The organism is Aureimonas sp. AU40 (assembly GCF_001463785.1).
Classification (GTDB): Bacteria; Pseudomonadota; Alphaproteobacteria; order Rhizobiales; family Rhizobiaceae; genus Aureimonas.
The window spans coordinates 179745-203174 of record NZ_BBWL01000042.1 but is presented as its reverse complement, the minus strand read 5'-3'; the positions used below and the strand labels follow the sequence as shown (position 1 = coordinate 203174).

At 66.2% G+C, this 23430-nt stretch carries 19 protein-coding genes; 11 read left to right on the top strand and 8 right to left on the bottom strand.

Going from position 1 to position 23430, the window contains the following annotated elements; translation table 11 throughout:
• Positions 1–16: 16 nt before the first annotated feature.
• Both trhO and AUL32_RS17085 read left to right on the top strand, forming a co-directional pair.
• Positions 17–898 carry an oxygen-dependent tRNA uridine(34) hydroxylase TrhO gene (trhO, locus tag AUL32_RS17090; RefSeq protein WP_062117466.1) on the top strand — a complete coding sequence of 294 codons (882 nt, stop codon included), beginning with the start codon at positions 17–19 and terminating at the stop codon, positions 896–898.
• 126 nt (positions 899–1024) lie between these two features.
• Positions 1025–1423: a hypothetical protein gene (locus tag AUL32_RS17085; RefSeq protein ID WP_156421084.1), complete on the top strand. Its 399-nt coding sequence runs from the start codon at positions 1025–1027 to the stop codon at positions 1421–1423.
• Positions 1424–1479: 56 nt separating this feature from the next.
• On the opposite strand, the gene AUL32_RS17080 is transcribed toward AUL32_RS17085, so the two are convergent.
• The 5 genes from AUL32_RS17080 to AUL32_RS17065 form a co-directional block, all read right to left on the bottom strand.
• On the bottom strand, positions 1480–2460 hold the full coding sequence (locus AUL32_RS17080) for a metal ABC transporter substrate-binding protein (protein WP_062117463.1): 981 nt from the start codon (positions 2458–2460) through the stop codon (positions 1480–1482).
• A gap of 27 nt (positions 2461–2487) precedes the next feature.
• A complete protein-coding gene (locus tag AUL32_RS17075; protein ID WP_062117460.1) occupies positions 2488–3357 on the bottom strand; it encodes a metal ABC transporter permease in 870 nt (289 codons plus the stop codon).
• Positions 3354–4088 carry a metal ABC transporter ATP-binding protein gene (locus tag AUL32_RS17070; protein WP_062117457.1) on the bottom strand — a complete coding sequence of 245 codons (735 nt, stop codon included), beginning with the start codon at positions 4086–4088 and terminating at the stop codon, positions 3354–3356. The genes AUL32_RS17075 and AUL32_RS17070 overlap by 4 nt, the downstream gene beginning before the upstream one ends.
• A gap of 5 nt (positions 4089–4093) precedes the next feature.
• Complete coding sequence (locus AUL32_RS25310; RefSeq protein ID WP_156421083.1) at positions 4094–4246, bottom strand: hypothetical protein; 153 nt, start codon at positions 4244–4246, stop codon at positions 4094–4096.
• A 230-nt stretch (positions 4247–4476) separates the two neighbouring features.
• On the bottom strand, positions 4477–6270 hold the full coding sequence (locus AUL32_RS17065) for a DEAD/DEAH box helicase (RefSeq protein WP_441294109.1): 1794 nt from the start codon (positions 6268–6270) through the stop codon (positions 4477–4479).
• Between the two features lie 748 nt (positions 6271–7018).
• Between AUL32_RS17065 and AUL32_RS17055 the strand changes: the two genes are divergently transcribed.
• From AUL32_RS17055 to AUL32_RS17040, 4 genes are all read left to right on the top strand, one after another.
• On the top strand, positions 7019–8035 hold the full coding sequence (locus AUL32_RS17055; protein ID WP_061975694.1) for a sulfate ABC transporter substrate-binding protein: 1017 nt from the start codon (positions 7019–7021) through the stop codon (positions 8033–8035).
• 189 nt (positions 8036–8224) lie between these two features.
• On the top strand, positions 8225–9076 hold the full coding sequence (gene cysT, locus AUL32_RS17050) for a sulfate ABC transporter permease subunit CysT (protein ID WP_062117446.1): 852 nt from the start codon (positions 8225–8227) through the stop codon (positions 9074–9076).
• Positions 9066–9959: a sulfate ABC transporter permease subunit CysW gene (cysW, locus tag AUL32_RS17045; protein WP_062117443.1), complete on the top strand. Its 894-nt coding sequence runs from the start codon at positions 9066–9068 to the stop codon at positions 9957–9959. Before cysT ends, cysW begins: the two co-directional genes overlap by 11 nt.
• An 18-nt stretch (positions 9960–9977) precedes the next feature.
• Entirely contained in the window at positions 9978–11021 is a 1044-nt protein-coding gene (locus AUL32_RS17040) for a sulfate/molybdate ABC transporter ATP-binding protein (protein ID WP_062117440.1), read from the top strand.
• Between the two features lie 6 nt (positions 11022–11027).
• Here AUL32_RS17040 and AUL32_RS17035 read toward each other — a convergent pair whose 3' ends face one another.
• Both AUL32_RS17035 and AUL32_RS17030 read right to left on the bottom strand, forming a co-directional pair.
• Entirely contained in the window at positions 11028–11960 is a 933-nt protein-coding gene (locus tag AUL32_RS17035) for a response regulator (RefSeq protein WP_082659760.1), read from the bottom strand.
• Complete coding sequence (locus AUL32_RS17030) at positions 11953–15342, bottom strand: hybrid sensor histidine kinase/response regulator (RefSeq protein ID WP_062117437.1); 3390 nt, start codon at positions 15340–15342, stop codon at positions 11953–11955. Before AUL32_RS17030 ends, AUL32_RS17035 begins: the two co-directional genes overlap by 8 nt.
• Before the next feature lie 206 nt (positions 15343–15548).
• On the opposite strand from AUL32_RS17030, the gene urtA reads away from it, so the two are divergent.
• From urtA to urtE, 5 genes are all read left to right on the top strand, one after another.
• Positions 15549–16853: an urea ABC transporter substrate-binding protein gene (gene urtA, locus AUL32_RS17025; RefSeq protein ID WP_062117435.1), complete on the top strand. Its 1305-nt coding sequence runs from the start codon at positions 15549–15551 to the stop codon at positions 16851–16853.
• Positions 16854–16983: 130 nt separating this feature from the next.
• Complete coding sequence (gene urtB, locus AUL32_RS17020) at positions 16984–18639, top strand: urea ABC transporter permease subunit UrtB (RefSeq protein ID WP_062117433.1); 1656 nt, start codon at positions 16984–16986, stop codon at positions 18637–18639.
• Positions 18636–19793 (top strand): urea ABC transporter permease subunit UrtC, encoded by a 1158-nt coding sequence (gene urtC, locus AUL32_RS17015; RefSeq protein ID WP_062117431.1) that lies wholly within the window; start codon positions 18636–18638, stop codon positions 19791–19793. Before urtB ends, urtC begins: the two co-directional genes overlap by 4 nt.
• Positions 19794–19798: 5 nt before the next feature.
• Complete coding sequence (urtD, locus tag AUL32_RS17010) at positions 19799–20641, top strand: urea ABC transporter ATP-binding protein UrtD (RefSeq protein WP_244497935.1); 843 nt, start codon at positions 19799–19801, stop codon at positions 20639–20641.
• 3 nt (positions 20642–20644) lie between these two features.
• Complete coding sequence (gene urtE, locus AUL32_RS17005) at positions 20645–21340, top strand: urea ABC transporter ATP-binding subunit UrtE (protein WP_062117429.1); 696 nt, start codon at positions 20645–20647, stop codon at positions 21338–21340.
• Here urtE and AUL32_RS17000 read toward each other — a convergent pair.
• Positions 21337–23307, bottom strand: a complete 1971-nt coding sequence (locus tag AUL32_RS17000) for an acetoacetate--CoA ligase (RefSeq protein ID WP_062117427.1) — start codon at positions 23305–23307, stop codon at positions 21337–21339. The two genes, urtE and AUL32_RS17000, sit on opposite strands and share 4 nt — an antisense overlap.
• Positions 23308–23430 lie beyond the last annotated feature (123 nt).

The following is a 23430-nucleotide window of genomic DNA, read 5'->3' as shown; positions in this document are numbered from 1 at the left end:
GGCGCTATAGGGCGCCATGACCTGGACCATCGTCGCCCTTTATCGTTTCGTCGCGATCCCGGACCTGCCGGCCCTGCGCGCGCATCTCTTCGACTTCGCCAAGGCGCGGGACATCTATGGCACGCTGCTTCTGGCCGGCGAGGGGATCAACGGCACCGTGGCGGGCACGCAGGGCGCCATCACTGATCTGGTGGATGAGCTGGATCGAACCCTCGGCGTTCGACAGGGCGAGGTGAAGTTCTCCACCGCCAACGCGCGCCCCTTCGCGCGGCTCAAGGTGCGCATTCGCCCCGAGATCATCACCATGCGCGCGCCCGAGGCCGATCCGACCAGGCAGGTCGGAACCTATGTCGAGCCGAAGGACTGGAACGCCCTTATCGCCGACCCCGATGTCGTGGTGATCGACACGCGCAACCGCTACGAGACGCGGGTCGGCACGTTCGAAACGGCGGTCGATCCCGAGATCGACAGCTTCACCGAGTTCAAGACCTTCGTTCACGAGAAGCTCGACCCCACGCGTCAGCCCAAGGTCGCTATGTTCTGCACCGGCGGTATTCGCTGCGAGAAGGCCTCCAGCTTCATGCTGGCGCACGGCTTCTCGGAGGTCTTTCATCTTAAAGGCGGCATTCTGCAGTATCTCGAAGACGTGCCGGCCAGCGAAAGCCGCTGGCAGGGGGAATGCTACGTCTTCGATTCGCGCACGGCCGTCGGACACGAGTTGGAGCAGACCGCCGAATGGCGCCGGTGCTTCGGGTGCGGCGAACCCGTCACCGTTGAGGAGCAGGCCGATTCGGCCTATGAGTCCGGCGTTTCCTGCCCGCGCTGCATCGACCGGCTGACGCCCGAGCGCGCATACGCTCTGCGAATGCGCCAATCCCAGATGACTCAAGGGAAATAGCAAGGCAGCCTTGTGGAAAGCGGTGGAATATCCGTCTTTTAGCTGCCGCAAGATTCATTTTTCACTGCGCTGCAACAAATATCGATTAGATCGACTTCGATCCCCAACTGGTGAGCGGAGGCGTCTATGCAAGCGTTTCGTGACCGTAAAATGCACGTGGCCGGCGCAGCCGGTCTTTGTGCGACAGCAGCTTTTCTTCTCTACGACCGAATCGATATCATCCCCTTCGCGCGCGGCGCGACGGACATTCGGCACGAGATTTCCAGCCTTCAAGAAACACTCCCCGCCGAGCAGGGCGACGGCAGCGTTCTGGAGGAAGTGACCTTCGACGGGCGCGTCGTCACGCTGCAATTCGTGGCGGACGAACGGGTGGGCATGGATGCGTGGCGCACACGCGACGAGTCCCGTCGCTGCCAAATGTGGAAGAAGGCGCTTCGCGCGCGTCAGGTCACGTCGGTGGAATATCGCTACCGCGCGGCGGGCAGCGTTTCCTCGGTCTTCATCGACCGTGCCGTCTGCGGCTGACGAGAGTTAGCCCATCCGGCCGGCGCTCGCGCCAGCCGGATGCGGATCGTTCGGGATCAGCTCGTCTTCAGCGCCTTGACGATCTCATCCGCATTGTTGCGGAACATATCGAGATAGGTCGAGGCCGGGCCATCGGCGGGCGAGAGCGCGTCCGAGAAGAGGGCGCCGCCGACCTTGGCGCCTGTCTCTCGGCTGATCTGGTCGATCAGGCGCGTGTCGGAGATGTTTTCCACGAAGACGGCGCGAATTTTCTGCGCACGGATCTGGTCGATGATTTTGGCGACATCCTGGGCCGATGCCTCGGCTTCGGTGGACACACCCTGAGGCGCCAGGAAGCGGACGTGATAGGCCTGACCGAAATAGCCGAACGCGTCGTGCGAGGTGACGATCAGCCGCTGATCCTCGGGAACCGTGTCGATCTCCGCGCGGATCTTGCCGTCCAGCGCCTTGATCTCGGCGATATAAGCCTCTCCGCGCTTGCGATAATCGCTGGCATGGGCCGGGTCGGCCTTGGCGAGCCCGTCCGTGATGTTGCGAGCATAGATCGCGCCGTTCGTCAGGCTCTGCCACGCATGCGGGTCGACCGACCCGTGGTCGTGCCCATGGTCATTTTCGTGCGCGGCCTCTGCCGTCTTCTCGCCGGCGTGCTCGTGCGCCTCTTCGGCTTCCTCGAGCGCTTGCTCCTCTGGCGTCAGCTCGCGCGGCTTCACGCCGGTAGAGGCGATGACCGCCTCGCCCGAGAAGCCCGAGGTCTTCACCAGGCGCGGCATCCAGCCTTCGAAATTCAAGCCGTTCTCGACCAGAACCTTGGCCTCGCCCAGGGCCTTCGCGTCGCGCGGCGTCGGCTCGAACACATGCGCGTCGCCGTTCGGGCCGACCAGCGTCGTCACCGCGACGTCGTCGCCGCCAATGCGTTTGACCATGTCGCCCAGAATCGAGAAGGAGGCGACGACCTTCAGCGGTTCCGCGAAGGCAGGCGAATAGGCCAGCGCCGAGGCGGCGAGCGCCAGCGCGAGGGAAAGCGAGCGAGTTGTCATCGATAGGTCCTCGAAGGACGGCCGGGTTCAGATGGGGCGGCGGAGCTGAATGCTTCTCGCCATGACGCTGTCGATCCGGCCGACAAGGACCGAAAGCGCGTAGATCACGCTGGCCGAAAGGATGATGGCCGGCGATGCGGGCAGGTTCTGATGGAAGGAGATCAGAAGCCCGACATAGGAGGAAACGATGCCGATGGCCGACGACATGATCATCTGGCCGGTGACGCTGGCGGACCAGAAGCGGCTCGCCGTCGCGGGCAGCATCATAATGCCGACCACCATCAAGGTTCCCAGCGCCTGGAACCCGCCCACGAGATTGAGCACCACGAGCGAGATGAAGGCCATGTGGACGAAGCCGCCGCTGCCGCCGACCGCGCGCAGGAACTGCGGGTCCAGGCATTCGGCGACGAGCGGTCGGTAGAGAAGGGCGAGAAGAACGAGCGTGGCGGTAGCAATGCCGGCGATCAGCAGGATCGCGGGATCGTCCAGCGCCAGGACCGTGCCGAACAGCACGTGAAGCAGGTCGACATTCGAGCCGTGGACGGACACCAGCAGCACGCCGATGCCGAGCGAGGCGAGGTAGAAGGCTGCAAAGCTCGCGTCCTCCCGCAAGGGGGTGAAGCGCGAGACCATGCCGGCAAGGCCCGCCACGAGCAGCCCCGTCACGATGCCGCCGACCGTCATCGCGAACAGCGAGAAACCGGCGATCAGGAAGCCGACGGCCGCGCCCGGTAGGATCGCGTGGGACATCGCGTCGCCCACGAGGCTCATGCGCCGGAGAACCAGGAGGACGCCGAGCGGGCAGGCGCCGAGCGAAAGCGCCAGACAGCCCACCATGGCGCGCCGCATGAAGCCATAATCCGCGAAGGGGCTGGCGAAGAACTCGACGAGGGTCATGCCGCGACGCTCTCGAACGGATCGGCCCAGCGCTCGGACAGGTTGCGCGCTTCGCGCAGGCGGTCCTTGGTGAGCACCTCCGCCGTGCGCCCCCAGCCGATCAACTCGCGGGCGATCAGCAGCGTTTCGGGGAAGTGCTCGCGCACCAGATCCATGTCGTGGAGGACGGCGATGATCGTGCGCCCTTCCGCATTCCAGTTGCGCACGATCTGCAGGAGATCAGCCGTCGTGCGCGCGTCGATCGCGGTGAAGGGCTCGTCCAGAAGCAGGAGCTTGGCGTCCTGCACCAGCATTCGCGCAAACAAGGCGCGCTGCAACTGGCCGCCGGACAGCGAGCCGATGGTGCGCGCTTCGAACCCTTCCAGGCCCACCGCGCAGATGGCCTCGCGGACCCGATCGAGATGGCGCCCCGCGATGCTGCCGAAGAAGCCGACCTTGCGCCATGCGCCGAGCGAGACGAGATCGATGACGTCGATCGGGAAGCTGCGGTCGATCTCCGCGCTTTGCGGAAGATAGGCGACGTCGCGCCGCGAAATGCCGTCCAGCCGAATGCGCCCGCGCGAGACCGGCACGATGCCCATCAGGCCCTTGAGAAGCGTCGATTTTCCGGCGCCGTTCGGCCCGACGATTGCAGTGAGCGACCCCGGCGCGAAGCGGCCGGACACCTGGCTTACGGCCGGATGGCGGCGATAGGCCAATGTCAGATCGTCCAGCGAGACCGAAGCGTCCATTGCGATCAAGCCCAGAGAACCAGGGCGACCAGCACCCACAAGACGACGATCGGCCCGGCCAGGAACGCCAGACGCTGCGCGGCGGAGCGGCGCAGGGCGGAAGGGCGAAGCGTCGGGGAGGGAGTGGAGCGTTGCAACATGGGATCGGAGCCAGACATCGTGCTGAACTGTTATAACGTAACAACGCCAATTTCCAGTGGCCGCCTGACAGATTCTTGACCGCGCAGATCGAAGTTCGCGATTTCCGGCTGTTCAACGAAAAAAGCCCGGGTGCGTGACCCGGGCTTTGAAAGTTTGGAAGGCCAGCGCATCCCTTCCGGAAGCGCTTTGGCCGTCGTGTATCGCGACGCCTAGCGGGCGATCGCGCGGTTAGGAACGATTGGCCCGTTCAGGCCTTCGGCGGGCGCGGACGGCGGGGCTTGGCGCCGGCGGGCGGCGGACCGCGACGCTCGGGCCGGTCCCCACCCGCCGCCGGGCGACGGTCGGGCTTGCTGAAGCCGCCCGGCTTCTTGCCGGTGCGCGGGCGCTCCGGGGCGCGCTCGCCCTTCGGCGGGGCCTCGGCAGTCGAGATCGTGATGTCGTCGTCCAGGCCTTCTGCGCTCGCGGCGAACCGCTTGGCGGCGGCCTCGACGATCTCGAATCGCGTCTCACGATCGAAGATGCGGATCGCGCCGATATCCTCGCGCGTGATCTTGCCGCGGCGGCATAGAAGCGGCAGCAGCCATTTCGGGTCGGCGTTGTTGCGCCGGCCGATATCCATGACGAACCACGAGGTGGGACCGACATCGCGGCTGCGCGGCGCGCGTTCCTCGCGCTCCGGCCGGTCGTCGCGCCCGTCGTCGTCGCGGCGCGGCTTCATGCCGCGCGGCTCGCCGGGATCGTAGACGTCTTCGGGCGAGGGCAGGCGCTGATTGTAGAGCCGCGCGAAGGCGCCGGCGATCTGCTCGGGAGAGCAGCGAGAAACGAGCTCGCGGACCATGTCCTGGTCTTCCTCGCTCGGCTCTTCGGTCAGGATCGGGTCGGCCAGAAGCCGCTCGCGGTCCAGCGCGCGGATTTCGTCCGCCGAGGGCGCGCCGCTCCAGACCGGCTTGATGCGTGCGTCGGCGAGGAGGCGCTCGGCCTTGCGGCGGCGTGACAGCGGCACGAGCATGACCGACACGCCCTTGCGGCCGGCGCGGCCGGTGCGCCCGCTGCGATGTTGCAGCGTTTCGGCGTCGTTCGGCAGTTCGGCGTGGATGACCAGCGTCAGGCTCGGCAGGTCGATGCCGCGCGCGGCGACATCGGTCGCCACGCAGACGCGCGCCCGACCGTCGCGAAGCGCCTGGAGCGCCTGGTTGCGCTCGGCCTGACCGAGTTCACCCGATAGCGACACGGCGGCGAAGCCGCGATCCACCAGCCCTGTATGGAGATGGCGAACCTGCTCCCGCGTGTTGCAGAAGACGATCGCGGCCGGCGCTTCGGCCTGCCGAAGAAGGTTGACCACGGCGAGTTCCGACTCGGTCGGCGCGATGCGCACGGCCCGGTACTCGATGTCGGCATGGCTTGAGTTGCGCGCGCTCGCCTCGATGCGCACCGCGTCGCGCTGGTAGCGCTTGGTCAGCGTGATGATCTGCTTGGGAAGCGTAGCGGAGAAGAGCAACGTGCGTCGCTCGTCCGGTGTCGCCTCCAGGATGAATTCGAGATCTTCGCGGAAGCCGAGATTGAGCATCTCGTCCGCCTCGTCCAGCACGACGACGCGCAGGCCGCCGATCAGGAGGCGACCGCGCTCCAAATGGTCGCGCAGGCGGCCGGGCGTGCCGACGACGATATGCGCGCCGCGCTGCAGCGAGCGCTGCTCGGCGCGCGGATCCATGCCGCCGACGCAGGTGACGATGCGCGCGCCGAACCCGGCATAGAGCCAATCGAGCTCGCGCTGCACCTGCAGCGCCAGTTCGCGCGTCGGCGCGACGACGAGCGCCAGCGGGTCGCCCGCTTCGGGCAGCTTGTCCGCTCCGCGCAGCAGCGTCGAGGCGAAGGCCAGACCGAAGGCGACGGTCTTGCCCGAGCCGGTCTGGGCAGACACGAGAAGATCGCGCTCGGCGACTTCGGGCGCGAGGACCGCGTCCTGAACGGGCGTCGGGTCCTGATAGCCGCGTTCTTCGAGAGCGGCGGAGAGGGCGGGGTGTGTCGGGCGGAAGGGCACCGGAATTCCTTGAAGATTGTGCCGTTCCATCGAACTGCGGTCAAACCGACCGCCGCCCCCTGTCATGGCTCCATTGTGGCATGGAACCGTGATCCCGCTCGGGGGCACACGATTCCATTCGCGGAGCGGGGCATGTGTTCCGGTGCGCAGGGCAAGCCAGAGTGTCGCCTCAACCGCGAGAATGCGCCGTCTATAAGCACAAACGCCAGAGAAAGGCGACCCCCGACTTGAAGGCCGGTAGGACTTGTCGAGTGCGCGAGAGAAGAGAGCTGGTTTCTACATCGCCAATGCGATGTTCAACGCCGTCAGCCAGAACATGGACGACACCAACATACCGATGGTGAGGCCGCGGCCCATCGCAAGCGGATCGGTCATCTTTCGCATCGTGTCCCCCCGACAGAAAGCGCGCACGCTGGAGGTTTTCCTCATTGTCGAACGTCCGCGCATAAAGATTAAAATTGCATCTTTTTCTGCGAATGCAAAAATAAAATCGGGAAAAGCCTGCATTTTTCTGGGGGTTAGATCGGTTTCGCACCAGTTTCGTGGGACACACAGCTCCGTTTGAATGGTGGACTGGCAAAGCCAGAATCGGGTCCGAGCGGGCTAGATAAGTCGAATTTTTCCCCGAAACCCTCTGCGGCAGCGGTTTCATTTCTCTGGTGAGGCCGAGGCCGGGACCAATTCGTCTTGTCGGAAACCCCACCTTAGAACAGGATCAATCCATATCTTCGATGGAGTATGGCCGTTCATGAAACGCTTTCGTTCCAGCCTTCTCGCGATCGGCCTTTCGCTGGCTGCGGTTCTTCCCGCGGCTGCGCAGACGACGCTGCTCAACGTTTCCTACGATCCGACTCGCGAACTGTATCGCGACTACAACGCCGAGTTCTCGAAATTCTGGGCCGCCCAGGGCCATGACGCCGTGACGATTCGCCAGTCACATGGCGGCTCGGGCGCGCAGGCCCGCACGGTGATCGACGGTCTCGACGCCGATGTCGTGACGCTGGCGCTGGAAGCGGATATCGACGCCATCGCCAAGGGCACCAAGAAGATCCCGGCCGATTGGCGCGGTCGCCTTCCGCACAACTCGGCGCCTTACACGTCCACGATCGTCTTCCTCGTCCGCAAGGACAATCCGAAGGCGATCAAGGACTGGGGCGATCTGGTGAAGGAGGGGGTGCAGGTCATCACGCCGAACCCGAAGACCTCGGGCGGCGCGCGCTGGAACTATCTGGCGGCTTGGGCCTATGCCAACAAGGCCTTCGGCAACGACGCGGCCAAGACCAAGCAGTTCGTCGGCGACATCTATCGTCATGTCCCGGTTCTCGACACCGGCGCGCGCGGCTCCACCACGACCTTCGTGCAGCGCGGAATCGGCGATGTCCTGCTTGCATGGGAGAACGAGGCCTTCCTGGCCCTCGAAGAACTGGGCCCCGACCAGTTCGAGATCGTTGTTCCCTCGATCTCCATCCTCGCCGAGCCGCCGGTGGCGCTGGTGGACGGCAATGTGGATGCGAAGGGAACGCGCGAGGCCGCGACGGCCTATCTCCAGCATCTCTATAGCGACGTGGGTCAGACGATCGCCGCCAAGCACTACTACCGCCCCTCCGAGCCGGAGAAGGTCGCCGACAAGGCGCTTCTGGAACGCTTCCCCAAGCTCGAACTCGTTTCGATCGACGACGCGCAGTTCGGCGGCTGGGCCAAGGCGCAGCCGGAGCATTTCGGCGATGGCGGTGTGTTCGACCAGATCTACAAGCCCGCCAACTGAACGGGCGGTCCCCAAGGCCTTCTCCTCCCAGAGGTTTGGGGACTTCACCCCGGCGGGACTTGTCCCGCCGGGTTCTTTCTACGCATGATGCCGGCTCACGGCAGGATCGAAGGGTTTCCAATGCTGCACCGGACCGGTTTCCGGCCGCAACCGCCCGCCCGCCGGGCCAGACGCGGGTTGCGCTGATCCATGGCGTCATCCGTTCTGCCGCGCTTTCGCGCGCCGAGCGTCATCCCAGGCTTCGGCCTCGCGCTCGGATTCACGCTGGCCTATATCGGCCTTCTCGTTCTCGTTCCCCTGTCGGCTTTGGCAATCCGCAGTTCCAGCCTCGGCTGGGACGAGTTCGTCCGGCTGGCGCTGGACCCGCGTGTTCTGGCCGCGCTGCGCCTGTCCTTCGGTGCCTCCTTCGTGGCCGCGCTGGTCAATGCCGTGTTCGGCCTTCTGATCGCCTGGGTGCTGGTTCGCTACGACTTTCCCGGCCGCCGGCTGGTGGACGCGGTGATCGATCTGCCCTTCGCGCTGCCCACGGCCGTCGCCGGCATTGCCTTGACCGCGCTCTACGCGCCCAATGGCTGGGTCGGCCAGTTCCTGGCGCCGCTGGGACTCAAGGTCGCCTATACGCCGCTCGGGATCGTGGTCTCGCTGGTCTTCGTGTCGCTGCCCTTCGTGGTGCGGACCGTTCAGCCCGTGCTGGAGGAGATCGACGCCGAGGTGGAGCAGGCCGCCGCGACGCTCGGCGCCAACCGCTTCCAGACGGTGACCCGCGTCGTGCTTCCCAGCATCATGCCGGCGCTGCTCACGGGCTTCGCGCTCGCGCTCGCCCGCTCGGTCGGCGAGTACGGCTCGGTGATCTTCATCGCCGGCAACATTCCCTATGTCTCGGAAATCGCGCCACTTCTGATCGTGATTCGGCTGGAGGAGTTCAACTATGGCGGCGCCACGGCGGTCGCGGCCGTGATGCTCATCATCTCCTTCCTCATGCTTCTCGCGATCAACCTCATTCAGGCCTGGAGCCGCCGGAGATACGGTCATGGTGCTTGAGGCTTCCCTGAACGCGGCGCCGCCTCTGGTCGTCCGCAAGCGCCGCCCGGTGACCACCGAAGGGCCGGCCGTGAAGTGGACGCTGATCGCGGTCGCGCTCGTGTTTCTCGGCTTCTTCCTGTTCCTGCCGCTCGTTGCGGTGTTCGTTGAGGCGTTCCGCAACGGCGTCGCCATGTATTGGGCGGCGATCGTGGAGCCCGACGCACTGGCCGCCATCCGGCTGACCCTGCTCGTGGCGGCCATCGCCGTGCCGCTCAACGTCGTGTTCGGCCTCGCCGCCGCCTGGGCGATCGCCAAGTTCGAGTTCAAGGGCAAGGCGCTCCTGATCACGTTGATCGATCTGCCGTTCTCGGTTTCCCCGGTGATCGCGGGCCTCGTCTACATCCTCCTGTTCGGGGCGCAGGGCTATTTCGCGCCGCTCCTGCAAGGGACGGGGATCCACATCGTCTTCGCCCTACCGGGTATCGTGCTCGCCACCGTCTTCGTCACGCTGCCTTTCGTGGCGCGGGAATTAATCCCGCTCATGCAGGAGCAGGGTACGGGTGACGAGGAAGCGGCGATCTCGCTTGGGGCCACGGGCTGGAAGACCTTCTTCCGCGTCACGCTGCCCAATGTGAAATGGGCGCTGCTCTACGGCGTGCTCCTGTGCAACGCCCGCGCCATGGGCGAGTTCGGCGCGGTGTCCGTAGTCTCGGGCCGCATTCGCGGCCAGACCAGCACCATGCCGCTGCATGTCGAAATCCTCTACAACGAATACAGCTTCTCCGCCGCCTTCGCCGTCGCCTCCATCCTGGCCTTCCTCGCGCTCGTCACGCTGGGTCTGAAGGCATTTTTGGAATGGCGCTATGCCGGCGACATCGCCTCCGCGCGCGGCGGCCACTGAGATCGAAGGACATTTCCCATGGACATTCGCGTTCGCAACATCCGCAAGGAATTCGATCTCTATCCCGCGCTCCACGATGTTTCGCTGGACATTCGCTCGGGCGAGCTGATCGCGCTGCTCGGACCCTCCGGCTCTGGCAAGACGACGCTTCTACGCCTCATCGCCGGACTGGAGTTCCCGACCAGCGGCCAGATCTTCTTCGGCGAGGAGGACGCCTCGTCGAAGACGGTGCAGGAGCGCAATGTCGGCTTCATGTTCCAGCATTATGCGCTGTTCAAGCATATGACGGTGGCCGAGAATATTGGCTTCGGCCTCAGCGTTCGCGAGCGCAGCAGCCGTCCGGCCAAGGCCGAGATTCGCCGCAGGGCGAGCGAATTGCTCGATCTCGTGCAGCTTTCTGGCCTGGAGAAGCGCTATCCCCAGCAGCTTTCGGGCGGTCAGCGGCAGCGCGTGGCGCTCGCCCGCGCGCTCGCCATCGAGCCTCGCGTCCTTCTTCTGGACGAGCCCTTCGGCGCGCTGGACGCCAAGGTGCGAAAGGAACTGCGCCGCTGGCTGCGCGAGTTGCACGACAAGATCGGCCTCACCACGGTCTTCGTCACGCACGACCAGGAAGAAGCGCTGGAGCTGGCGGACCGCGTCGTGGTCATGAGCCAGGGCCGGATCGAGCAGGTCGGCTCGGCCGACGACATCTACGACCGGCCGCGCACGCCTTTCGTCTTCTCCTTCATCGGCCAGTCCAACCTCGTGCCGGTCGAGGTGCGCTCGGGCGAGATCCGCCATGGCGACATTCTCCTCGGCCGGACGGAGGAGGCGGACGGGCGCTGGAACCTCTATGTCCGCCCGCATGATCTCGACATCGTGGAGCCGGGCAGCCCGGCGTTGAGCGGCACGGTCTCGCTGTCGCGCCGGGCCGGCGGCTCGCGCATTTCCGAGTTCGAACTGGGGCCGGATCGGCGCCGCATCGAAGTCGAGATGCCGGCCGACCGAGGCGGCGAGCCGGGCACCGAACTCCACGTGCGCCCACGCCGCTGGCAGCTATATCGCGACGCCGTCACCGCTTGAGCGGGGTCACCGCTCGCTCAGCGTCTTCATCACAAGAAACGTGGCCGTCGCGCGGTTTTCGACCCCAAGCTTGGCGAAGACCACTTCGAGGTGCTTGTTCACCGTGCGGGGGCTGAGGTCGAGGATCGCGGCGATATCGCGGTTGGACTTGCCGCGCGCGAGCCAGAGAAGAACGTCGGCCTCGCGCATGGTGAGGCCGAAATGCTGACGCAGGAGCGCTTCTTCGCCCGCCGTGTCGTCCACCGTGAGGCGGAACAGATGTTCGTCGTCTCCGACCTTGCCGAGCGGGCTCAGCTGAAGCCGCATCCCGGCTTCCGAGACGAGTTCGCTTGCCACCGGAGCCTGCCCGGCCGCGCCGTCTTGCAGCCAGTCGCGTAAGGGTTGGGGCAGGGCCGGGCGCCCGTCGATCGGCTCCAAGACACCGGCCAGAAGCCGCGTTGCCTGCGGCGTCGACCAGAGCACGACGCCGGCGCCGTCGCTCGCCAGAAGAAAGCGCCCGGCCGTGTCCAGCGCGGCGCGGGCGTTTTGCGCGGCGCGGGCATTGGCGAGATGAACGCGCATGCGCGCCAGAAGCTCGTCCGGCACGATGGGCTTGGCGACGTAGTCGACCCCGCCGGCTTCCAGCCCGCGCACGACATGCTCGGTATCGGCGAGGCCCGTCATGAAGATCACGGGAACATGGCGAAGCGCCGGGTCGGCCTTCAGGCGCCGCGTCGTCTCGAATCCGTCGAGGCCCGGCATGACCGCGTCCATCAGCACGATGTCGGGCGTGATCGCCTGGGCAATGCCGAGTGCCTGCTCGCCGTCGAGCGCGACCAGAACGGTCGAGCCGCCCTGTTCGATCGCGTCGGTCAGCATCCGCAGCGTGTCGGGCGAATCGTCCACCACGAGCACGATGTCGCGCTCCCGCTCGCCGGCCCCGGGGCGCGCCTCACTCACCGGGCGCGGCCTCCAGCGCGCTCACCATGCGGCGCAGGTCGAACCTGCCGATGTGAACTCGCATCGCGTCCACGAAAGGCTTCATGTCGGGGTCGTCCTCGATGGCTGCGAGCTTTTGTTCGATGCCCCTGACATAGCCGATCCGTCCGAACTGGAGAAGCTGAGCGATATCGGCCGGTGGCGGATAGCGAAGGGGCCGGGGCGGCTCTGTCACCTTCGCCGGCGGCTTGCCCCGCGTCCATTCGAGGCCGAGCACGTCGCCGACCGTCGCCAGGAGTTGGCGCAGGTCGAAGGGTTTGGCCAGTTGCGCGGCGGCCTCCGGCGCCGTCTCGCCCGCGCCGGGCGCCTCCGCGAAGGTCGCCGACAGCATGACGACCGTTCCGGTCTGGCCGCCCGTTCGCAGGGCCTTGGCGAGGTCCCAGCCGTTCATGCCGGGCATCTGCACGTCGAGCAGGAAGAGATCGGGTCGCATTTCGGCGGTGACCGCCAGGGCCGCCGGACCATCCGGCGCGGTCAGCACGATGAAGCCGAGCGGGCGCAGAACCTCCACCATGAGATCGCGATGCGTCTCGTCGTCGTCCACCACGAGAACCGTTCGCCGCGGCCCGGCATAGCCCTGGATTGCGCTGGCTGCGCCTCGCTCCGCGCCGGCCGGGATCGGCGAGACGCGCGCGTCGGGCACGGCCGAAAGCATGACGCGCACCTCGAACCGGCTTCCTTCTCCGGCCGTGGACGATACTTTGATGTCGCCGCCCATGAGATTTGCGAGAAGCCGAGTGATGGTGAGACCGAGGCCGAGGCCCGGCGTCTTGCCCTGCGCCGCGCTGCCCCGCTCGAACGGCTCGAAGATGCGGCCGAGCTCCGGCTCGGGAATGCCGGGGCCCGTGTCGGTGACGGTCAAGATCGCGACCTGGCTGCGATAGGCGACCTCGAAGGTGACGTGGCCGGACTCCGTGTATTTTACGGCGTTGGACAGGAGGTTGATGAGGATCTGCCGCAGCCGCTTCTCGTCCGTGCGCACGACCTCGGGCAGGCGCTCGGGGCGGACGAAGCGGAAGTCGAGCCCCTTGGCGCTCGCCTGCAACTGGAACATGTCGACCAGCTGGGCCAGGAAGTCGGCGAGCCGCACTTCGCCGCGCTGGAGCTGCAGCCGCCCGGTCTCGATCTTGGAAATGTCGAGGAGCCCGTCGATCAGCCCTGAGAGATGCTCGGCGGAGCGGCGGATCGTGCGGATGCCGCCCATCTTGGCCGAGGGAATGGCCGCGTCCTGCTCCAGAAGCTGGGCATAGCCGAGCACGGCGTTGAGCGGCGTGCGCAACTCGTGGCTCATGCCCACGACGTAGCGGCTCTTGGCAAGGCTCGCCGCCTCGGCCATTTCCTTCGCCCTCTGCAGGGCGGCGTCGGTGCGCTGGTGCGCCTCGATCTCTTTCAGGAGCAGCGTCGTCTGGCGCGCCGATTCCTCCTGCGCCACCCGCCGGCTTTCCTGCGCCAGGACGAAGAACCAAGTCGAAATGCCCGCGACGATCATCAGGACGAAGAAGGCGGCCCAGAGTGCCTTGGCGATCACCTCCGTATCGTCCGGGCTCGCGAGAACGGCCTGATAGTAGATCAGCGAAAGCACCACCGAGATGACGCCCGCGAGCAGAGCGAGGCCGCCGAGATAGTGGCCGACCTTGGCGTCGATCCGCCGCCGAAGCCGCTCGGGCAGGGCGGTGGCGAGCGAGGCGACCTGCGCGGAGAAGCGCGCATGCGGCTTGCAGAGGTCATGGCAGCGCGCGTCGAGCGAGCAGCAGAGCGAGCAGATCGGCGCGGAATAGGCCGGGCAATAGGCCATGTCCTCGGGCTCGAAGGGCAGTTCGCACACCCGGCAGGTGATCTCCGTCCGCCGCGCCCAGGCGGCGCGCGGCTTGCGGGCGAGATAGTAGCGCCCGTCCGTGGCGTAGGCGATGAGCGGCGCCGCCGCGAGCGCGACGCCGAGCGCGACGAAGGCTGAAAGCGCCTGCGCCGTCGCGCCGAACAACCCGCCGAAGGCCAGAAGCGAGACGAGCGTCGCAAGTCCCATCGACCCGAGGCCCACCGGGTTGAGATCGTAGAGATGCGCGCGCTTGAACTCGATGCCCTTAGGCGACAGGCCCAGCGGCTTGTTGATCGCGAGATCGGCGACGATCGCGCCGAGCCAGGCGACGGCGACATTGGCAAAGAGGCCGAGCGTCACCTCCAGCGCCTCGTAGATGCCGAGCTCCATGAGGAGCAGCGCGATCGCGACGTTGAAGATCAGCCATACGACGCGGCCGGGATGGCTGTGGGTGAGGCGCGAGAAGAAGTTCGACCAGGCGAGCGAGCCCGCATAGGCGTTCATCACGTTGATCTTCAGCTGCGACACCACCACGAAGCCGGCGGTCAGCAGAGCCGCCGCCTCAGGCCAGGGCAGGACAAAGCCGAAGGCGACATTGTACATGTAGGCCGGCTCCGCCGCGTGCTCGGGCGCGACACCGGCACGAAGCGCCAGGACGGCGAGGAACGAGCCGAAGAAGAGTTTCGGCGCGCCCAGCACGATCCAGCCCGGACCGGCCGAGAGAAGCGCCAGCCACCACGAGCGGCCCGCGCGGTCGCGCAGCGAGGCGCGACGCTGCTCGGGCAGGAAACGCAGGATATCCACCTGCTCGCCGATCTGCGGCATCAGCGCCAGGATCACCGAGGCCGCCGCGCCGAACTTCACCAGGCTGAGCGCGTCGGTGCCCGGCGCTGCCTCGAGGCCAGGGAAGTTCACCCAGGCTTGGATCGAGCCCCAGTCGTGCCAGAGAATGAAGCCGACCGGCAGAATGTTGAGCCCGATCCAGAGCGGCTGGGTGGCGAGCTGGAACCGGCTGATCCAGGTGACGCCGTGCGTCACCAGCGGCACGACGGCGAGGGCCGAGACGATGTAGCCGAGCCAGAGCGGAACGCCGAAGGCAAGCTCCAGCGCCGCCGTCATGATCGAGGCTTCCACCGCGAAGAGGATGAAGGTGAAGGTCGCGTAGATCAGGGAGGTGACGGTGGAGCCGATATAGCCGAAGCCCGCGCCCCGCGTGAGAAGGTCGATATCGACGCCGTAGCGCGCAGCATAGTAGCTGATCGGCAGGCCGGTGACGAGCAGCACGAAGCCGACCACCATAATCGCCAGCGCCGCGTTGGAAAAGCCGAAGGACAAGGTGATCGCCCCGCCCACCGCCTCCAGCGCCAGGAAGGAGATGGCACCGATCGCCGTTTGCGACACGCGCGGCGCCGTCCAGCGCCGGGCGCGCTTGGCGGTGAAGCGCAGCGCATAGTCCTCCAACGTCTGGTTGGCGACCCAGCGATTGTATTCGCGGCGGATGGGAAGAATGCGTTGGCGCGCGGTCATGCCTGTTTTCTGGTTGTCAGTCCGCATTGACCGGGTTTTGAGCATTGTTTCCGGCCGAGGGCCGAAACGCAAGACCAGCGACCCCACCGCCCGACCTACGTCATTCGACGTATGTGCGAAGCGTCGCGCGCAACCGATAGTCCAATCCGAACGCGGCGGGCCCTGGGGTGCCAGTCGCTCGGGGAAGACGAAGAGGGGTTCGAATCATGACGTTCAAGGCCAGTTTCTTTGGCGCCGCGCTGGCTGCGGCCCTTTCCACCACCGCGCTTCATGGCGCCTTCGCCGCCGACGACACGATCAAGGTCGGCATTCTCCACTCGCTGTCGGGCACGATGGCGATTTCGGAGACGACACTGAAAGACGCCATGCTCATGCTCATCGACGAGCAGAACAAGAAGGGCGGCCTCCTCGGCAAGAAGCTGGAAGCCGTCGTGGTCGATCCCGCGTCGGACTGGCCGCTCTTTGCCGAAAAGGCCCGTCAGCTCATCGCGCAGGACAAGGTCGCCGCGACCTTCGGCTGCTGGACCTCGGTGTCGCGCAAGTCGGTCCTGCCCGTGTTCAAGGAGCTGAACTCGATCCTGTTCTACCCCGTGCAGTACGAGGGCGAAGAGTCCGAGCGCAACGTCTTCTACACCGGCGCAGCCCCGAACCAGCAGGCGATCCCCGCCGTCGACTATCTCATGAACGACGGCGTGCAGCGCTGGGTGCTGGAAGGCACGGACTATGTCTACCCGCGCACCACGAACAAGATCCTCGAAGCCTATCTGAAGTCCAAGGGCGTCGCCGCCGAGGACATTAAGGTAAACTACACGCCCTTCGGCTTCTCCGACTGGCAGACCGAGGTTTCGGCCATCAAGGAGTTCGGCGGCTCGGGCAAGAAGACCGCCGTCGTGTCGACCGTGAACGGCGACGCCAACGTGCCCTTCTACAAGGAACTGGCGAACCAGGGCGTTTCGGCCGAGACCACGCCGGTCATGGCCTTCTCGGTGGGCGAGGAAGAGCTCGCCGGCATCGACACGGCGCCGCTCGTCGGCCATCTCGCGGCCTGGAACTACTTCCAGTCGGTCGACACGCCGGAGAACGAGGACTTCATCGCCAAGTGGAAGACGTTCACCAAGAACACCGACCGCGTGACTAACGACCCGATGGAAGCCCATTACATCGGCTTCAACATGTGGGTTAAGGCCGTCGAGGCGGCCGGCACGACCGACCCGGACAAGGTGATCGACGCCATGGTCGGCGTCGCCGTGCCCAACCTGACGGGCGGCATGTCTTCGATGGGCGCCAACCACCACATCACCAAGCCTGTTCTGATCGGCGAGATCCAGGCTGACGGCCAGTTCGAGGTGGTGCACGAAACCTCTGGCCTTGTGCTGGGCGACGAGTGGTCGGACTACCTGCCGGAATCGGCGCCGCTGATCTCCGATTGGCGCAAGCCCATGAACTGCGGCAACTTCAACACGCAGACCGGCAAGTGCGGCGGCGCCGGCGCGCAGGCCGCTTCCAACTGATCTCGGCTTTCCCACACGTCGATGCGCGGCGGTCGGGAACCTGCGAAACGGTCCCCCTCGCGGGGACCGTTTCCATCTCCGGCTCGGTCCGGCGCATTCCTCCGCCTTACCCCCAATGTGGGACGTTTCGATGTTGACTGAGCTTCGAGCCGTGCTGACCGGCTTTCTGGAAGTGCTGGCTGTCGCCCTCGCGCTTCTGGCCGGCGCGTTCCTGGCGACCGGCGGCAAATCCTTTGCCCAAGGCGCCGACCCGGCCGCGATCATCGCCGGGTTTGCCGGCAAGAAGAGCTTCGAGGAGACGGAGGCCAATCTGCGCGCTCTGGCCGCGACGGGCGATCCCCGCGTCGCGCCGACGATGGACGCTCTCGCCTCGGGCGACCTTTACTATTCCAAGACCGACAACCGCGTGGTGATCGCGACGGGCCGAGGCGCGACGCTGGCGGCCATCGACCCCCTGACGTCGGCCCCGCTCGGCGACCTGCCGAAGGCGAGCCTGGAGAAGGTCCGCGTCAAGAATTCCATCCGTGCGCTGGTGGCGGAACTGAAAGGCGCGTTGACGCTCGGCTCCGAGGATCCGGCCGAGCGCATGCGGGCCGCGAGCAGCCTGTTCGAAAAAGCCGCGCCGGATCAGATTGCGGCGCTGGACGGCGCCATCACCAAGGAGAGCGAGCCGGCGATCCGCACGCGCTTCGAGGAGGCGAGGGCGGTCGCCGTGCTTCGCTCCGACCGGCCGGGCGCCGAGCGCGCCGAGGCGGTGAAGGTGCTTGCCACGCGCGGAGACCGCACGGCGCAGAACGTTCTCGCCGGTTTCTCCAACGATGCCGACCCCGCCGTCGCCAAAGCCGCCACAAGTGGCGTTTCCGCCATTGCCGATACGATCGCATTCTGGGGCCAAGCGCAGAACATCTGGTACGGCATCTCGCTCGGCTCGGTTCTGCTTCTCGCCGCCATCGGCCTCGCCATCACCTTCGGCGTCATGGGCGTCATCAACATGGCGCATGGCGAGATGGTGATGATCGGCGCCTACACGACCTTCGTCGTGCAGCAGGCGCTGCGGGCGAACGCACCGCAATGGCTGGACTACAGTCTCGCGTTGGCCCTGCCGCTGGCCTTTCTCGTCGCGGGCTTCGTCGGCTTCGTCATGGAGCGCGGCATCATCCGCTTCCTCTACGGCCGCCCGCTGGAAACGCTGCTCGCCACTTTCGGCGTTTCGCTGATCCTGCAGCAGGCCGTGCGCACGATCTTCGGGCCGACCAATCGCGAGGTGTCCAATCCGTCCTGGATGTCGGGCTCCTCCGAGGTCGGGCTGATGTCGGTGACTTGGAACCGTCTCTGGATCATCGTCTTCGCGCTCGCCGTCTTCGCCGCGCTGCTCTTCGCGCTGAATCGCACCTCGGCCGGCCTCAAGATGCGCGCCGTGACGCAGAACCGCCGAATGGCCGCCGCGATGGGCATCCGAACGCCGATGGTGGACGCCATGACCTTCGCTCTCGGCTCCGGCATCGCCGGCATGGCGGGCGTCGCGCTTAGCCAGGTCGACAACGTCTCGCCCGATCTCGGGCAGGGCTACATCATCGACAGTTTCATGGTCGTGGTGTTCGGCGGCGTCGGCAATCTTTGGGGCACGTTGGTAGGGGCCATGAGTCTCGGCATCCTCAACAAGTTCCTCGAGCCCTATGCCGGCGCGGTGCTCGGCAAGATCGTGGTGCTGGTTCTCATCATTCTCTTCATCCAGAAACGCCCGCGCGGCCTCTTCGCCCTCAAGGGAAGGTTCGTCGACGCATGATCACTGCCCGCTTTCTCGGACCCCGGGCCCTTTGGCTCGCCGCGATCCTGCTTCTTGTCGCGGTGCTGGTTCCCGTCTCGAACCTCGCGCTTCACGCCGGCCACCCCTTGCGCGTGCCGGACCATCTCGTGCCGCTCTTCGGCAAGTATCTCTCCTACGCCATCCTGGCGCTCAGCCTCGATCTCGTCTGGGGCTATGTCGGCATCCTGTCGCTCGGCCATGGCGCCTTCTTCGCCCTCGGCGGCTATGCGATGGGCATGTATCTCATGCGCCAGATCGGCAGCCGGGGCGTATACGGCAATCCGGTCCTGCCGGACTTCATGGTCTTCCTGAACTACAAGGCGCTGCCCTGGTTCTGGCAGGGGTTCGACCAGTTCTGGTTCGCAGCCCTCATGGTGCTCCTGGTGCCGGGCCTCTTGGCCTTCTTGTTCGGCTATTTCGCCTTTCGCTCGCGCGTGACGGGCGTCTATCTCTCGATTATCACGCAGGCTCTGACCTACGCCCTTTTGCTCGCTTTTTTCCGCAACGACATGGGCTTTGGCGGCAACAACGGGCTGACCGACTTCAAGGACATTCTCGGCTTCCCGATCCAGGCCGCCTCGACCCGCGCCGGCCTCTTCGCGGCGACGGCGGTCACGCTGGCGCTCTTCGTCCTCGTCGTCTCCGCCGTCACGCGCTCCAAGCTCGGGCTGCTCATGGTCGCCGTGCGCGACGCCGAAAGCCGAACGCGCTTTCTCGGCTGGCGGGCGGAGCATGTGAAGCTCTTCGCCTTCACGCTCTCGGCGGTCATGGCCGGTGTCGCCGGCGCGCTCTACGTGCCGCAGGTCGGCATCATCAATCCCGGCGAGTTCGCACCGCTGAACTCGATCGAGGTCGTGGTCTGGACGGCGGTCGGAGGGCGCGGGACGATCCTCGGCCCGGTGCTCGGCGCGCTCCTCGTCAATGGCGGCAAGAGCTACTTCACCGCCGCAGCCCCCGAAAGCTGGCTCTTCGTTCTCGGCTCGCTCTTCGTGGTGGTCACGCTCTTCCTGCCGCGCGGCATCGTCGGCACGATCGACCATGGCTGGCGGGCGTTCGGCGAGCGACGCCGCGCCGCGCGCGCCGAAAAGGGCGTGGCCGGTGAGCCCGTTCCCAATCCCAGCCCGGCGGAGTGAGCGCCATGATCGAGACCACGACCCAGACCGCTCCACGACTGTCGCCCCATCCCTACGCCACGCTTCTGGCCGAAGCGCGCGAAAGGGAGGACGCTGGCAAGCCGCCGCGTGGCGAAACGCTGCTCTATCTCAACGGCGTCACCAAAAGCTTCGACGGATTCAAGGCGATCAACGACCTGTCGCTCGTCGTCGCGCGCGGCGAGATGCGCGCCATCATCGGCCCGAACGGCGCCGGCAAGACGACGATGATGGACATCATCACCGGGAAGACCCGGCCCGATGCGGGCGAGGTCTATTTCGCCGGCAATACCGACCTCACCACGCACGACGAAGCCGAGATCGCCTCCATGGGCATCGGCCGAAAGTTCCAGAAGCCGACCGTCTTCGAAAGCCACACGGTGGAGGACAATCTGGTTCTGGCCCTGTCCGGCCGGCGAGGCGTCTTCGCGACGCTGTTCCACAAGCGCACGGGCGAGGAGCGGGCGCGGATCGACGGCATTCTGGAGACCGTGCGCCTTTCGGCCAAGCGGCATCTGCCGGCGGCCGATCTCAGCCACGGCCAGAAGCAATGGCTGGAGATCGGCATGCTGCTGGCGCAGGACCCCGAACTCCTTCTGGTGGACGAGCCGGTGGCGGGCATGACCGACGCCGAGACCGAGGAAACGGCGCGGCTCCTTCGCGAAATCGCGCAGACCCGCTCGGTGGTCGTGGTCGAGCACGACATGCATTTCGTGCGCGCGCTCGGCGTCAAGGTCACCTGTCTGCACGAGGGCCATGTGCTGGCCGAAGGACCGCTGGATCAGGTTTCGGCCGATCCGCGCGTCATCGAAGTCTATCTGGGGCGCTGAGCCATGCTGCGTGTTTCCGATGTCGATCTCTTCTATGGCGCGGCGCAGGCCTTGCGCGGCGTGTCGATGAGCGCGGAAAAGGGGCAGATCACCTGCGTCCTCGGGCGCAACGGCGTCGGCAAGACTTCGCTGATGCGCGCCATCGTCGGCCAGCAGGCGATCCGCTCGGGCGAGATCGCGCTGGCCGGCGCCGACCTCAAGGGCGCGGCGCCCTATACGAGGGCGAGGGCCGGCATCGGCTTCGTGCCGCAGGGGCGCGAGGTGTTTCCGCTGCTCACCGTGAAGGAAAATCTGCAGACGGGCTTCGCGCCGGTAAAGCGCGCTGAGCGCACGATCCCCGAGCATGTCTTCGAGCTCTTCCCGGTTCTGAAATCCATGCTGGGCCGGCGCGGGGGTGACCTGTCGGGCGGCCAACAGCAGCAACTGGCGATCGGCCGGGCGCTGGTCACGCGCCCCAGCCTTCTCGTGCTGGACGAGCCGACCGAGGGCATCCAGCCCTCGATCATCAAGGATATCGGCCGGGCAATCCGATACCTCAAGGACGAGGCCGGGATCGCCGTTCTCCTGGTCGAGCAATATCTCGATTTCTGCCGAGAGCTCGCCGATAAGGTCTACATCATGGATCGCGGCCAGATCGTCTTCGAAGGCGTCGGGGCCGATCTCGATGACCCCGAGGTGCGCAAGCACCTGACCGTTTAACCCTGCAACTCTGGCCGATCGCGGTAAAGATCGAGCGCGGCGGGGTTGGCCAGCGCCTCCTTGTTCTTGACCTCGCGGCCATGCACCGTGTCGCGAACGGCGAGTTCCACGATCTTGCCGCTCTTGGTGCGTGGGATGTCGGAAACCGCGACGATCACCGCCGGCACATGGCGCGGCGAAGCACCCGTGCGGATCGTGCGGCGGATCGTGTCCTTCAGCGCGTCGGTCAGTTCGGCGCCGTTTCGTAGCGTGACGAAGAGCACGACTCGAACGTCGCCCTCATTCTCCTGCCCGATGCAGATCGCCTCGTTAACCTCAGGAATCGTCTCGACCTGCGCATAGATCTCGGCCGTGCCGATGCGCACGCCGCCGGGGTTCAGCGTCGCGTCCGAGCGCCCGTGGATGACGAGGCCCCCATGCTCCGTGGTTTCGGCAAAGTCGCCGTGGCACCAGACGCCGGGGAAGCGCTCGAAATAGGCGGCGCGATATTTCGCCCCGCTCTCGTCCGCAAAGAATCCGAGCGGCATGGCGGGGAAGGGCCGGGTGCAGACCAACTCGCCCTTCTCGCCGACCGGGGCGGGCTTACCCTCGTCGGTCCAGACCTCCACCGCCATGCCGAGGCCCGGCCCCTGGATTTCGCCGGCATAGACGGGCCGTGTCGGGTCGCCCAGTACGAAGCAGGAGACGATGTCCGTGCCGCCCGAAATCGAGGCGAGGTGCAGGTCGGACTTGATCCCCTCGTAGACGAAGCGGAAACCTTCGATGCTGAGCGGCGAGCCGGTGGACATCATCGCGCGCAGCTTCGTCAGGTCGTGGCTCTCGGCGGGCCTCGTGCCGCTTTTGCGCAGCGCGTCGATATATTTGGCCGAGGTGCCGAAATGCGTCATGCCTTCCCGTTCGGCATAGTCGAACAGGACGGGCGCCGAAGGGTGGAAGGGGGAGCCGTCGAAGAGAAGCAGCGTCGCGCCGCGCGCCAGCCCCGAGACGAGCCAGTTCCACATCATCCAGCCGAGCGTGGTGAAATAGAAGAGCCGATCGCCCGGCTTCACGTCCGTGTGCAGCCCATGCTCCTTCAGGTGCTGGAGCAGCACGCCGCCCGCCCGGTGCACGATGCATTTGGGTGCGCCCGTGGTGCCGGACGAGAAGAGAATGAAGAGCGGGTGGTCGAAAGGCAGACGCTCGAACCAAAGCTCCGCCGGTTCGAAATCTGCGGTGAAAGCGTCTAGACTCGTGCTGCCCGGCAGGCTCGCGGGGTCGAGATCGCTGCCGATCAGCGGTACGATCACGAGCTTCGTCAGCGTCGGAAGCTGCGGCAGAACCTCGGCCAGTTTCTCCCGCAGGTCGATGCGCTTGCCCGCGTACCAGTAGCCATCCACGGTCACGAGCAGCTTGGGCTCGATCTGGCCGAATCGGTCGAGCACGCCGCGCGGACCGAAATCGGGCGAGGCCGAGCACCAGACCGCGCCGAGCGAAGTCGCGGCCAGCATGACGGCAATCGATTCGGGAATGTTGGGCATGAGACCGGCGACACGGTCGCCCACCTCGATCCCGGCCGCCCGCATCGCCTGCTGAAGGCGGGAAACCTCGGCCCGAAGCCGGTGCCAGGACCAGCGGCTTTCCGCTTTGTCCTCACAGATGGAAACCAGCGCGTCGGCCTCGCCGTCGATCCCGGGAAGGGGCCGCAGGAGGTTCTCCGCGAAGTTCAGTCGCGCCTCGGGAAAGAAGCGCGCGCCGGGCATCCGGTCCCCATCCGCGATCAGCGCTCCGCCCTTATCGCCGACAACCTCGAAGAAGTCCCAGACGGCATCCCAGAAGAGGTCCGGCTCGGCCAGCGACCAGGCCTGCAACGCCGCGCTGTCCGCCATGGCCGCTCCCCGCCGAGCCTCGCAGAAGGCGCGAAAGGCGTTCATGCCGCTGGCGGCAGCGCGCTCGGGCGAAGGGGTCCAGAGCGGGGACGAATGGGACATGGACGCAAGACCTCGAAGGCGGGAACTCGAAAGGAGTGGAGACCGAAGCCCGGCCGAGCGTCAAGCACGGTCGAGGCGGCTTCGGCCTCAACGTGGCGTTCGCGGCCCAAGCGCGCATTCCAA